This is a genomic window from Streptomyces sp. NPDC055013 (assembly GCF_053608645.1).
This window is the reverse complement of record NZ_JBSGVW010000010.1, coordinates 146569-158971: the sequence shown is the minus strand read 5'-3', so window position 1 is coordinate 158971 and position 12403 is coordinate 146569. Positions and strand designations below refer to the sequence as shown.

Sequence of the window (12403 nt, the reverse complement as noted above, 5' to 3'; positions counted from 1 at the left end):
AACACGTCATGGGGTTCCCGGTCTCGCTGCGGGTCGACGACGAGCACGTCGGCGAGGAGGCGGCCGATGCCGTGTTCGCGTGGCTGCGTGAGGTCGACGCCCGGTTCAGCCCGTTCAAGGCCGACAGCGAGGTCTGCCGGCTGGACCGGGGGGAGGTCGCGCGGGGTGAGGTCAGCGCGGACCTCGACGAGGTGCTGGGGCTGTGCGAGGAGTACCGGGTCGCCACCGGCGGCGCCTTCGACGTACGGCTGCCCGGGCGCGGGCTCGATCCGTGCGCGGTGGTGAAGGGCTGGTCCGTGCAGCGGGCCGCCGGGCTGCTGAAGGCGGCGGGGGCGCGACGCTTCGTGCTGAACGCCGGTGGTGACGTGGTCGCCGCGGGCGGGCCCTGGCGGGTGGGGATACGGCACCCCGAGCAGGCCGACAAGGTGTGCACGGTCGCCGAGCTGACGGACGGCGCCGTCGCGACGTCGGCTCGCTACGAGCGCGGCGACCACATCATCGACGGGCGCACCGGGCGGGCGGCGACGGGTCTGCTGTCCCTGTCCGTCGTGGCGTCCTCCCTGACCGTGGCGGACACCGTGGCGACCGCCGCGTTCGCGATGGGCACGGAGGGCGTCGAGTGGGCCGCCGCACGGCCGGGCTGCGAGGTGTTCGCGGTGGACGCCGGGCGGCGGGTCTTCCGTACCGAGGGCTTTCCGGTGGCGGCGGCACAGGCTCGGGCGGCGTGACGGGTCGGACGTGGGGGCAGAGCAGAGGGCGCAGTCAGGCCTCAACGGCGTACGCGACGAACTGCTGCCAGGCTGCGGGGGCGAGGGCGAGCTGGGCGCCCTCCTTGTCCTTGGAGTCGCGGACGTGGACGAGGCCGGGACATGTGGCGACCTCGACACAGTCGCCCTCACTCCCGCTGCTGTAGCTGGACTTGCGCCAGGCGATCGCGATCTCGATGCAGTCGTCGCCCTCGGATCCGCTGTAACTGCTCTTGAACCAGGCCAGTTCGGGGGTGGGGCTCATAGCGCTCCTCGCATCCGCTCCAGCAGACTCCGGGAGTCACCAGGAGTGAGAGCCTGCGAACGCAGTTTCGCATACCGCTGCTGGAGGACGCTGATCTCTTTCAGGTCGGAGATGAGCCGGCCGTTCTTCTGCCCCTCCGAGTAGGCGAACCACCGGTGTTCGGGGGTCTCCAGCAGCCGCAACGGCCCGTCATGCCCGGCGTGGACGGGCGCGCGCAACGGCATGACTTGGAGCTCCACGTTCCAGTGCCGCTCCGTCAAGTCCAGCAGATGGTCGAGAAGTTCCCGCGTGACGTCCTCCCCACCCGTGTACCGCTCCAGCACCGCCTGCTCGACGATGAAGCTGAAATTGCACGGCGGCTCGCGCCGAGTCGACAGCAACTCCTGCCGGGCCAGCCGCGCGGCGATCCGCTGCTGCAACTGCGTCTCGCCCGGAATGGGCGGCACGCTCAGCGACACGGCACGCGCATACGCCTCGGTCTGCAACAGCCCAGGCACGACCCGGCATTCGTACGTGTACAGGCTGATCGCCACGGTCTCCAGCCGCGCCCACTGCCGGAACCAGGCCGCGATCCCGGGCTGACGTGAGAGACAGGGCGCCGAGCGCCTCAGCGCACCGGTGTTGCCGAGAACCCCCTCGCTGTTCTCCACGAAGGCGGGATCGGGCATCCGCCGTCCCAACTCGACGGAGGCGACGGTGTGTTTGGAGAACCCGACGAGATCGCCGAACTCCTCCCTGCTCAGCCCCGCATGCTCACGCAGGGCCTGCACCACCGCCCCGAACGTCCGCAGGCTGTCGGACGATTCAGGCTCCGCCCCACCGGACTCCCCTGCCGTCCCCACCGAACCGCCACCTGACATGGGCCACCTCTCGCACACCGAACTCACCCATGGTCACGAAAAGTTACAGCTCATGTCCAGTCAGTGAGCGCGTACGCTGCGCCTCGCGGACGGAGCGTGGCGGCAAATTGAGGACCTCAGCGGCGCCCGGAACGGGGTCGTACGCGGCTTCGGCGGGCCCTCGGACACGCGCCGGGCGCGGTACGCGGCACCGAGACCGATCGCTTCCCGGCACGCGCTCACGCATCCACCCGCAGCCTCGGCACAACAGCGTTGACCTGGTGTTTTCCTGTGTTCTGTCTAGGCTGGGGAGATCTACCGGACGCCATGGGAGGGGCCTGGTGAATAGGGAAGGCACGGGGTACGACGCTGCCCGGATCGAGGTGCTGGAGAGCCGGGAAGCGATTCGGAAACGGCCCGGGATGTGGGTCGGCTCGACCGGCGAACGCGGTCCGCATCACATGGTGTTCGCGGTCGTCGGCCGGGCGGTGAACCAGGTCCTGGCCGGCCGCGGCGGCTCAGTCGACGTGACGCTTACACCCGACGGCGGTGTGCGCGTTACCGATGACGGGCCGGGGGCTTCCTTCGAGACCGCCGGGGATACTGACGGCCCAGGCCTCGAAGCACTGTTGACCAGCTTCTGCGCCGGGCCGGAGCCCAGCGGCCGGCACATCGCGAACATGGGCCATTTCGGTGGGGGGCTCTTCGTCCCCAACGCCCTGTCGAGCCGGCTGACGTCCGAGGTGCGGTGCGAGGGGGTACGCCGGGTCCAGGAGTACGCGCGCGGTGTCGCTCTCGCTCCGCCCGCCGCCGTGGGGCCCGGGAGCGGAAGCGGGACGACCATCGCCTTCTGGCCCGACACGGAGATCTTCGAGACGACGCGCTGCTCGTTCGCCGTGCTGGCTGAGCGTTTCCGCCAAGTGGCCTTTCTCAACCGGGGTCTGCGGATCTCGCTGACCGACGAACGCCCGGCGGGAGGGGCTCGGGTGGTGGTGTTCCGGTACCCAGACGGGGTGCGGGACTTCGTGGCCGCCCTCGACGCGGAGGCGGGGGCGGCTCAGCATCCGGACGTCATCGGCTTCGAGCGGGAGGACCCGCGGATGGCGGGGACGATGGAGGTGGCACTCCTGTGGATCGGCTCCCGCGAGGAGCGGATCCGCGGCTTCGCCAACAGCCTGGCCACACCCGAAGGGGGCACGCACGTGGACGGCTTCCGCGACGGAGTGGCGGCCGCGGTCACCGCGTACGCGCGCGAGCGGGGGCTACTGGCAGCGGCGGACCCCGGTCCCGGCGCCGACCGGATCGGCGAGAGCCTCACGGCAGCCGTGTCGGTCAAGCTCGACCGCCCCGAAATGCTCGGCGCCACACGCGGGCTGCTGGGCAACACCGACGTGCGGGTCTGCGTCGAGGAGGCCGTTCGGGAGCACCTAGGCACCTGGTTCGAGGAGCAGCCGGATCGGGCCACGGAGGTCATCGAACGGATCGTCCGGCACAGCCACCACGACTGAGCAGCAGCGGACCACACCGGGCCGGGGACCGCGTCATGAGCTGGATGACGCCCCCGGCCCACCCCCTGATCGCCGTCGGCGGAACGCGAGCAGCCCCGCCGAGCCGCCGAAGAGCGCCGCCGTGATCAGCAGCCAGTGGGCCAGGAAGCCGTCCGCGTTCAGGCCGGTGGCGCCGCGGTAGCGGTCCGCCACCCGGCCGGTGATCAGGGGGAACCAGACAAGCAGGAGCAGCAGGGACAGGGCGGCGGGGACGCGGACGTACGGCATCCAGCTCCGGCGGTCGACGGCCTCGAAGCCTCGTAGGAGTGCCTGGTCCGCCGCCCCGTACAGCGGCACCAGGACGAGGTCGTGCAGGATCGCCGCGCCGACGAACCACAGCACGATCTCGAACCAGTCCCCGTCCAGGAGCCGTACGCCCGCGTATCCGGCGAGCGCGAACGAGCAGGCGAGGAGGAGGATCTGGAGGGGACTGCCGATCGGAATGAGTTTGGGGCGTCGCATCACAGGTCTCCGAACGTCAGCCGCGCCACCCACTTGGTGTTCAGCACACCGGGCGCCGCGGGCACGATGATCCGCGCCGGGTAGCCGTGGTCGGGGGTCAGATCCTCGCCGTTGACGAACAGGGCGAGGAGGGAACGGGAGTCGGCGACCTGGTTGGCCCGCAGGGCGGCCCGGCGGAAGGCGCCGCGCTGCTGGAGCGACTCCACCAGGACGTCGGGCGAGTCCTGGTCTTGGCCGACCAGCGCGGCGAGGTCCCGCAGCCGTACGCCGCGCCACCACTGATCGGACGTGGACCAGCCCTCCACGCAGGCGATGGGCAGTGCCGCGCTGTGCAGTGGCAGGTCGAGCAGTTCGGCACGGCTGAGGCGGACCGTCCGCCCGTGCCGGCCCTCGACGACCAGCCGCCACGCCTCGTCGCTCGTGTCGGCCTCCCGGATGCCCGCGTACGCGGCCGTCTTGTTGATCTGGAAGCCGCCCGGCCCGCTGCCCGGCTCGCCACCGCCGTGCGGGGCGAGGAGGGCGGTCCGGCGCAGGAAACCGTCGAAGTTCTGTCCGACGGTCGTGGCGAACAGCAGCAGCGAGCCGCCGCCGACGAACCAGAGGGCGCCGCGCCGCGAGACGGTCGGTTCGTCGGGACTCGGAGCGATCAGCTCCGAGTCCCGCTCTCCCGTCCCCTCCTCAGGCTGTTCGCTCTTCTCCGCCCGCATGCGGCGCAAGTTCCGCAGCGCCGTGGGGGTCTTCAGCGCGGCGTGCACGACGAACGCTCCGATGAACACCCACGCCCCGTAGAAGTGGAGGGTGTAGAAGGAGCCGGGGAAGAGGTAGTCGAGCTGGACGTTGAGCGCGCCCGTCACGAACTCGAACAGCGCGCCCCCGACCAGGAGCAGCAGCGAGATCCGCTCCAGCGTGTGCGCGAGCGATCGTGCCGGCGGCAGCGTGAAGAGCTTCGGCAGGACCGACCACAGCTTGGCCAGGAGCACGGGGATGAGCGTGATGCCGAGCGTGACGTGGACGCCCTGGTTGAGGCGGTACAGCCAGTGCGGGCTGGTCGGCCAGGAGAAGAGGTAGAAGCCGAGGATCCCCTTGTCCGGGGTCTTGTCGTTCACCGGCGCCAGGTTCGGGTTGTAGGCGGCGTAGGACACCAGCCCCGTCACGAACAGCACCGTGATCCCGCCGAGCAGCACGATGCCGAGGACCGAGGTCAGGCACGGGCCGCGCAGCGGGCTGCGCCAGAAGGCGGGGGAGAAGGGGGAGCGGGGCGAGTTCGGAGACCGTGCCATGTCCCGACCGTAGGCCTGACCTGGGCCGGAAAGGCCGCCGCGAACCATGACCAAACTCTGACGTCCGCGCACGTCACGCGTCCGGTGGACCCGGTGCGTCCTAGCGTGCAGACGTGACCAGCGATCTCCTGCCCGACACCCGCCCCGACGAGTTCCCCGACGCCCGCAGGGACCTGCGCCGCGATCTGTACGCGGCCGCGGCCGCCGCGCTCCTGTTCGCTCTCGCCGCCCTGGTCGGCACCGCGATCGAGGCCCGCGAGGGCACCCTGTTCGTCAACTGGCCGCCGCTCCTGGCGGACTGGGGCCCGCATGTCGGCCCGGGCACTCCGGCCGCGATCACCGTCGCGGCCGCCGTCGTGGCGTACGGCCCGGTCCTGGCCGCCCGGCTGCCCTGGCGCCACCTGCTGCTCGCCGTCTGGGGCGCGGGCCTGGCCTGGACCTTCTCGCTCGCGCTCGTCGACGGCTGGCAGCGCGGCATCGCCCGCCGGCTGACGACCCGCTACGAGTACCTCCAGGTCATCGACCGCTTCCAGGACATCCCCGCGACGCTGCGCGACTTCACCCGGCACATCCTGCTCGGCTCACCGGACCACTGGCCCGCGCACGTCGCCGGGCACCCCCCGGCAGCCCCCCTCACCTTCGTCCAACTGGACCGGATCGGCCTGGGCGGCGGCGCATGGGCCGGGGTCTGGTGCATCGCCGTCGGGGCCACCGCCGCCCTCGGCATTCTCGTCACCGTGCGCGCCCTCGCCGACGAGAAGCTCGCCCGCCGTGCCGCGCCCTTCCTGGCGCTGGCGCCGGGCGCGGTGTGGATGGGCACCTCCGCCGACGGCTACTTCGCGGCCGTCGCGGCCTGGGCGGTGGCGTTGCTCGCGCTGGCGGTGACGGGGCATCGGCCGCGCTGGACCGGCCTGGCCTCGGGTCTTCTGTTCGGCCTGACGGTCTACCTGTCGTACGGTCTGACGCTCTTCGTCGTGGTCGCGGCGGCCGTGCTGTTCCTGGGTTCCGAGCGCGTCCGGCCGCTGCCCCTCGCGCTCGCCGGGTTCGTGGTGGTCCCGGTGGTGTTCACCGCGCTCGGCTTTTTCTGGTGGGAGGCCTACGACCTGCTGGTCACCCGCTACAACCAGGGCGCCGGCGGCACCCGGCCGCAGGCCTACTGGGTGTGGGCCAACCTCGCCTGCCAGGTGCCGGTGGTGGGCCTGGCGACGGCGGCGGGGCTGCGGCGGACCGGGGTGGTGGTCGTCCGTGAAAGGGGTACGGCCGCGTTCCGCCTCGGCGTGCTGGTGCTCGGTGCGCTCGTCGCGGTGCTGGCCGCCGACCTGTCCGGGATGAGCAAGGCGGAGACGGAGCGGATCTGGCTGCCGTTCGCGCTGTGGCTGCTGCCGGCCTGCGCCTTCCTGAACGGGCCGCGGGCCTGGCTGGCGGGACAGGCGGTGCTGGCCCTGCTCGTCAACCACCTGCTGCTGACGGGTTGGTGACCACCCGAAGCCAAGATAGGTTAGGCTTACCTAACTAAGAGGCCAACCGGCTCGAAAGGTTCCCATGTCTGCTGCCACCTGCCCTGAGCCGACGCCCGCCGAGCGTGCCCGCTCGGTGCTGGCGGCGGCCGGCTCGCTGACCGTCACCACGCAGGGCCACCGCATCGAACTGATCGGCCTGCACACCGTCGACGCCGCCGCACGGCTGCTCCTGCACAACCCGCCGGACGGCCACCTGGCCGCCGAGCTGGCCGTGGCGCCGCACGGCGACCTGGCCGCCCTCGTGGAGTTCACCGACGTCGCCGCCGTCGCCGTACGCGAAAGGGTGCGCTCCCGGCTGACGCTGGGCGGCTGGCTCAGCGCGCTCGGCCCCAAGAACCTGGTGTTCCACCCGGCCCGGGCCGTGCTCACCGAGGACGACGGCACGGCCCTCATCGGCCTCGACGAGCTGACCCTCGCCTCCCCCGACCCTCTCGCCACCCACGAGGCGGAGATGCTGGGCCGGCTCGACTCGGCCCACGCCGACACCGTCGCCCCGCTCGCCCGGCTGCTGCCGGCCCGGGAGCAGCTCGGCGCGACCGGCGTACGGCCGCTGCGGCTCGACCGGCACGGCCTGGTGCTCCGGCTGGAGACGGCGGACTCCCACCACGACGTCCGCCTGCCCTTCGCAACCCCGGCCACCCACCCGGGAGATGCGGTGCGCCAGATCCACACGCTGCTCGCCCGGGCCACCGCCCGCCCGCGTCGCCGCCGCCTGCCGACCAGGTCGTAGGCGCGGGCGCGACCCCATGCCGTCGGCCTCCGGGCCCTTCGCGGAGGCCTCCCGTCTCCTCCGCGACGGTGCCCGGAGGTCGGCTCTCACAGCCGGCTCCCCGTTTCCGGACGCTCCGTCGTCCGCATGAGCGAGCGAGTGAACGGATGCCGAGGCTCCGTCAGAATTCGCTGTGCCGAACCCTGTTCCACCAGTTCGCCCGCGTCCAGTACGGCGATCCGGTGAGCCGGCCATGCGGTGTCCAGGTCGTGGGTGATGAGGACGAGGGACAGTCCGTCACCCTCGCCGACCAGGCCCGCCAGGACGTCGAGGATGCCCCGCCGGGTGACCGTGTCCAGGCCGGAGGTGACCTCGTCGCAGATCAGCACGCGGGGGCGGGCGAGAAGAGCCCGGGCCAGGGCGGCGCGCTGGAGTTCGCCGCCGGAGAGTTCGCCGGGGCGACGGCGGGCCAGGTTCTCGGGCAGGCCGAGGCGGTTCAGGGTGGCGGACGCCTCCTCCGTCGCCGTCCGTTCGTCGGCGCCGCGCAGGCGTATCGCCGTACGCGCCACCTGGTGCAGCACGGGCCGGTACTCGTCGAAGGCGGCGCGGGCGTCCTGGAAGACGTACTGCACGGCGGCGAGTTGGGCACGGCTGCGGTGCCGCAGGCTGCGCGGGAGCCGCGTGCCGTCGAGCAGGATCCGCCCGTCCTGGTCCCGGTGCAGGCCCGCCAGGCAGCGGGCGAGCGTGGTCTTGCCGCTGCCGGAACGGCCGACCACCGCGAGGCACTCGCCGGGGTGGAGGACGAGATGCGGGGCGCGCAGCACGACAGTCCTGCGATCGTGTACGGCCACCAAGTCCCTTATTTCCAGGGCTGGTTGTGTCACATCCGTGCTCGTCACGACCTGCGGGTCCACGCGCTGTCCGGCCAGCAGCCGGCGGGTCCACTCGTGCCGGGGCGCCGTCCACAGCCGCTCCGCGGGCCCCGACTCGACGACCCGGCCCGCACGCATGACGAGGACCTCGTCGGCGAGGGCACGCACCACGTCGAGGTCGTGGCTGAGCAGGACGACCGCGATGCCCCGTGCCGCGACCGCCGCCAGCTGCTCGACGATACGGCTCTTGGTCAACGCGTCCTGGCCGGTGGTGGGTTCGTCGGCGACGACGACGCGGGCGCCGAGCAGCAGTGCCTGGGCGAGGACGACGCGTTGCTGCTGGCCGCCGGAGAGCTGGTGCGGGTGGCGCGACAACAGCTCCTTCGCGTCCGGGAGTTGCGCGTCGGAGAGGGCTTGCAGCACCAGTGCCCGGGCCGCCCGGCGGCGTTCGGCGCGGGGCAGGTGGCGGACCTGGGGGCGGGCGAGGTCGTCGAGGAGGGCGCTGACGCGGCGGGCCGGGTTGAGGACGGCGGCCGGGTGCTGGGGGACGTAACCCACCGGGCCGTCCCCGGGCCGCCGCACCTCACCCGTGACCAGGGCACCGGGCGGGTACTCCCCCAGCAGCGCCAGGCCGGTCGTGGTCTTCCCGCTGCCCGAGGCGCCGACCAGCGCGGTCACCTTCCCCGGCAGCACGCGCAGGTGTACGCCGTCGACGATCGCGCGGCCGTCGATCTCGACGCGGAGATCGCGGATCTCGGCGACCGCCGCATGCTCTGCCCGACTCACCGGCGTGGTCCCTTCTGCTCAAGTGCGTTCTTCTCCGGTACGGCCTTGTGCCGCGCGGTCTTCTCCAGCGCGGCGTCGAAGAGCAGGTTGGTGCCCATCGTCAGGGCCACGATCAGCAGCGCCGGCACCACAACGGCCCAGGGCTGGATCAGCAGGCCGGTGCGGTTGCGGTCGACCATGACGGCCCAGTCGGCGGCGTCCGGGGCGACGCCGACCCCGAGGAACGCGGCCGTCGACACCAGATACAGCACGCCGGTCAGGCGGATCCCGGCGTCGGCGGCGAGGGTGCGCAGCGCCGAACGGCCGACGTAGCCGACGGCGATCCGCCACCTGGTCTCCCCCTGCATGCGCAGCGCCTCGACCGCGGGACGTGCGGCCGCCTCCCCCGCCGCCGCCCGCACGATCCGGGCCGCGTCGGGCACGTTCACCAGCGCCACGAGCAGCGCGAGCCCGGTCGCTCCCGGCGACAGCACGGAGGCCACGAGCAGGATCAGCAGCAGCGACGGCACGGCGAGCAGCACGTCCAGCGGCCGCATCAGCAGTTCCTCGAGCCCTCGCAGGCGGGTGAGGGCGCTGATGAGCGCTACCGGGACGGCGACCAGGTAGGCGAGCGCGGTCGCGGCCAGGGCGGTGAGGACGACCGTACGGCCGCCCAGCAGGACTTGTCGCCGGACGTCACGGCCCACGAAGTCGGTGCCGAGCCAGTGGCCGTCGCCGAGGGTGAAGGAGGTGGCGCGGGCGCCGGGGTCACCGGCGAACAGCGGTCCGAGCAGGGCGAGGAGGAGGGGGACGGCGACGACGGCGAGGCCGAACGCGAAACGGCTACGGCGACGGCGACCGAGGGGCGTCGTCATGCGGCCACCCCCGCGCGGGGCGTGAGCCGGTGGGCCACCAGGTCGGCACCGAGGTTGAGCACGACCGTGAGCACGCCGAACACCACGGCCAGCCCCTGCACCACGGGCACGTCCCGTTCGGCCACGGCATTGAGCAGGACGGTGCCCAGGCCCGGGATGACGAAGAGGGCCTCCACGACGATCACTCCGCACAGCAACCAGTCGACGGTGCGGGCGAGTTGCTGCACGGCCGGGGCGAGGGCGTTCGGCAGGGCGTGGGCGTAGCGGACACGGGCGCCGGGGACGCCGTAGCGGCGGGCGTGGACGGCGTAGGGGGAGGCGAGGGCGTCGACCATGCCCGCCCGGACCAGGCGGGACAGGGAGCACACCGGGCGGCACAGCAGGACCAGCACCGGCAGTATCAGCGCCGCCGGATGGGCGAGCAGGTCGGTGCCGTAGCCGACCGCCGTCGGCGGCAGCCAGGCCAGCTCGAGCGCGAGGACCGTCACCAGCAGGACCCCGAGGGCGAACTCGGGGACCGCGTACACCGCCAGCGTCACCGAGCTGACCAGCCGGTCGACGAGCCGTCCCTCGTGGCGGGCGGCGAGCACGCCGAGGCCGAAGCCGAGCGGGACGAGGAGCGTCAGCGTGAGCGCGGCCAGCAGCAGGGTCGGCCCGAAGCCGTCGGCGATGTACCGGGTGACCGGGCGGCCGGAGGTCAGGGACGTGCCGAGGTCGCCGTGCACCAGGCCCGTCGCCCAGTCGGCCAGCCGCTGGTACGCCGGCCGGTCCAGGTCCAGCGCCTCACGGATCGCGGCGATACGCGCGGGGTCCGGCTGGTCGCCCGCCAGGGCAACGGCCGCGTCGCCCGGCAGCGCCTCGGTGAGCGCGAAGACCAGCAGCACGACGGCCAGGGTCTGCGCGGCGCCGAGCAGCAGCCGCCGGGCGACGAAGGAGCGCAGTCCGCTCACGCGAGCCACACCTTGTCGAAGCGGGCCCAGTCGAGGGTGTTGGCGGGGGCCTTGGTCTCCACTCCCTTCACGGTGCGGGCGGTTCCGATGATCCAGTCGGCGTAGCCCCAGATGAGGAAGCCGCCCTCGGCGTACAGACGGCGCTGCATTCGCTCGTACACGGCGGCCCGCTCGGCCTTGTCGCGGAGGGACTGGGCCTGCTGGTAGAGGCCGTCGAAGTCCTTGTGCTGCCACTTGGTGGCGTTGGTGGTGGAGTCGGTGAGCAGCCGCTGGGAGATGTGGGACTCGATGGGCATGGCGCCGGAGCGGTAGCAGCACAAGGTGCCGCCGTCGAGGATGTCGCTCCAGTACGAGTCCTTGCTGCCCATCCTGACGTCGATCGTGACGCCCGCCTTCGCGGCCTGGTCGCGGAAGATGCCGGCCGCCTCGGTGAACCCGGCGGCGACGGCCGAGGTGTCCAGGGTGACCTTGAGCTTCTCGGCGCCGGCCTGCTTGAGCAGGGCGCGCGCCCTGTCGAGGTCCTGGGTGCGCTGCGGCAGATCGGCGGCGTAGTACTCGTATCCCTTGCCGAACAGGTCGTTGCCGATCTCGCCCGCGCCGGACAGCGCGCCGTCGACGAGTTCCCGGCGGTCGGCGATGAGGAAGAACGCCTCGCGGACCCGCTTGTCGTCGAAGGGTGCCCGGTCGGTCTTCATGCAGAACGCCTGCATGGCGCTGTTGCGCAGCCGTACGATCTCGATCCGGCCGCCGCCCTCGTGGGCGCGGGCGGTGGTCGGGTTGAGTTCGTGCGCGTACTCGACCTGCCCGCCGAGGAGGGCGTTGACGCGGGCGGACTCCTCGTTGGCGACGACGAACTCGATCTCGTCGAGGAGCGGGGCGCCGTCCCAGTGACCGTCGTAGCGGCGGAACACGGCCGAGCGGCCCGGCGCGAAGGAAACAAATCGGAAGGGGCCCGAGCCGATCGGCTTGTCGTCGAAGTCGGTGGCGTTCTCGGGGACGATGTACGCGCCGAACGCGGCCAGGACGTTGGGGAATTCGGCGGTGGGCCGCTTGAGCACGAACTCGATGCTCCGCTCGCCGGTGGCCCGGCTGGCGTCGAGGTCGATGGGCTCCAGGGACGCCTTGGCGCGGAACGCCTGCTTGGGGTCGGCGATTCGGCGGTAGCTGTAGAGGACGTCCTTGGCGGTGACGGGGCTGCCGTCGTGGAAGGTGGCCTCGCGGAGGGTGACCTGCCAGCGGTCGAGGGTCTTGTCGGCCTCCCACCTCTCGGCGAGGCGGGGCCGGGCGGAGAGGTCGGCGCCGTAGTCGGCGAGCTTGTCGAAGAGGGCCTTGGATCGGGCGACGTCGGCGAAGAGGTTGCCCAGGTGCGGGTCGAGGGTCTCGCTCGCACCGCCCCCGGCGAACGCGGCGCGCAGCCGTCCGCCGCGCTTGGGGCTGCCGGAGGCGCCTGCCGCCTTGTCGTCCGTGGCGCCTGAGCAGCCGACGAGGGCGAGGGCGGCGGCACCTGAGGTGGCGGCCAGGAAGCCGCGGCGGTGCAGACCGGGGAAGCGTTCGTCGTACATCATTGTTCCTT

General features: G+C 72.4%; 12 protein-coding genes. 4 read left to right on the top strand and 8 right to left on the bottom strand.

Annotated features, from left to right (window positions below; translation table 11 throughout):
* Positions 1 to 8 precede the first annotated feature (8 nt).
* On the top strand, positions 9 to 728 hold the full coding sequence (locus ACWGDB_RS15665) for an FAD:protein FMN transferase (RefSeq protein WP_453823031.1): 720 nt from the start codon (positions 9 to 11) through the stop codon (positions 726 to 728).
* A gap of 34 nt (positions 729 to 762) precedes the next feature.
* Here the strand turns inward: ACWGDB_RS15665 and ACWGDB_RS15660 are convergent, their stop codons facing one another.
* The gene (locus ACWGDB_RS15660; RefSeq protein ID WP_453822938.1) at positions 763 to 1011 is read right to left on the bottom strand and encodes a DUF397 domain-containing protein; all 249 of its coding nucleotides are present in this window, start codon (positions 1009 to 1011) and stop codon (positions 763 to 765) included.
* Positions 1008 to 1871: a helix-turn-helix domain-containing protein gene (locus tag ACWGDB_RS15655; protein WP_453822937.1), complete on the bottom strand. Its 864-nt coding sequence runs from the start codon at positions 1869 to 1871 to the stop codon at positions 1008 to 1010. Before ACWGDB_RS15655 ends, ACWGDB_RS15660 begins: the two co-directional genes overlap by 4 nt.
* Positions 1872 to 2191: 320 nt before the next feature.
* Between ACWGDB_RS15655 and ACWGDB_RS15650 the strand changes: the two genes are divergently transcribed.
* Positions 2192 to 3358: a DNA gyrase subunit B gene (locus tag ACWGDB_RS15650; RefSeq protein WP_453822936.1), complete on the top strand. Its 1167-nt coding sequence runs from the start codon at positions 2192 to 2194 to the stop codon at positions 3356 to 3358.
* A 33-nt stretch (positions 3359 to 3391) separates the two neighbouring features.
* On the opposite strand, the gene ACWGDB_RS15645 is transcribed toward ACWGDB_RS15650, so the two are convergent.
* Both ACWGDB_RS15645 and ACWGDB_RS15640 read right to left on the bottom strand, forming a co-directional pair.
* The gene (locus ACWGDB_RS15645) at positions 3392 to 3859 is read right to left on the bottom strand and encodes a hypothetical protein (protein WP_453822935.1); all 468 of its coding nucleotides are present in this window, start codon (positions 3857 to 3859) and stop codon (positions 3392 to 3394) included.
* Positions 3859 to 5139 carry a molybdopterin-dependent oxidoreductase gene (locus ACWGDB_RS15640; RefSeq protein WP_453822934.1) on the bottom strand — a complete coding sequence of 427 codons (1281 nt, stop codon included), beginning with the start codon at positions 5137 to 5139 and terminating at the stop codon, positions 3859 to 3861. Before ACWGDB_RS15640 ends, ACWGDB_RS15645 begins: the two co-directional genes overlap by 1 nt.
* A gap of 113 nt (positions 5140 to 5252) precedes the next feature.
* On the opposite strand from ACWGDB_RS15640, the gene ACWGDB_RS15635 reads away from it, so the two are divergent.
* Complete coding sequence (locus ACWGDB_RS15635; RefSeq protein ID WP_453822933.1) at positions 5253 to 6617, top strand: hypothetical protein; 1365 nt, start codon at positions 5253 to 5255, stop codon at positions 6615 to 6617.
* Positions 6618 to 6681: 64 nt separating this feature from the next.
* Positions 6682 to 7389, top strand: coding sequence for a DUF2470 domain-containing protein (locus ACWGDB_RS15630; protein ID WP_453822932.1), 708 nt, complete (start codon positions 6682 to 6684; stop codon positions 7387 to 7389).
* A gap of 86 nt (positions 7390 to 7475) precedes the next feature.
* Here the strand turns inward: ACWGDB_RS15630 and ACWGDB_RS15625 are convergent, their stop codons facing one another.
* Genes ACWGDB_RS15625 through ACWGDB_RS15610 form a run of 4 tightly spaced genes read right to left on the bottom strand, consistent with a single transcriptional unit; the run spans position 7476 to position 12392 of the window.
* Positions 7476 to 9026: an ABC transporter ATP-binding protein gene (locus tag ACWGDB_RS15625; protein ID WP_453822931.1), complete on the bottom strand. Its 1551-nt coding sequence runs from the start codon at positions 9024 to 9026 to the stop codon at positions 7476 to 7478.
* A complete protein-coding gene (locus ACWGDB_RS15620; protein WP_453822930.1) occupies positions 9023 to 9880 on the bottom strand; it encodes an ABC transporter permease in 858 nt (285 codons plus the stop codon). Before ACWGDB_RS15620 ends, ACWGDB_RS15625 begins: the two co-directional genes overlap by 4 nt.
* On the bottom strand, positions 9877 to 10830 hold the full coding sequence (locus tag ACWGDB_RS15615; RefSeq protein ID WP_453822929.1) for an ABC transporter permease: 954 nt from the start codon (positions 10828 to 10830) through the stop codon (positions 9877 to 9879). Before ACWGDB_RS15615 ends, ACWGDB_RS15620 begins: the two co-directional genes overlap by 4 nt.
* Positions 10827 to 12392, bottom strand: coding sequence for an ABC transporter substrate-binding protein (locus ACWGDB_RS15610; RefSeq protein ID WP_453822928.1), 1566 nt, complete (start codon positions 12390 to 12392; stop codon positions 10827 to 10829). The genes ACWGDB_RS15615 and ACWGDB_RS15610 overlap by 4 nt, the downstream gene beginning before the upstream one ends.
* Positions 12393 to 12403 lie beyond the last annotated feature (11 nt).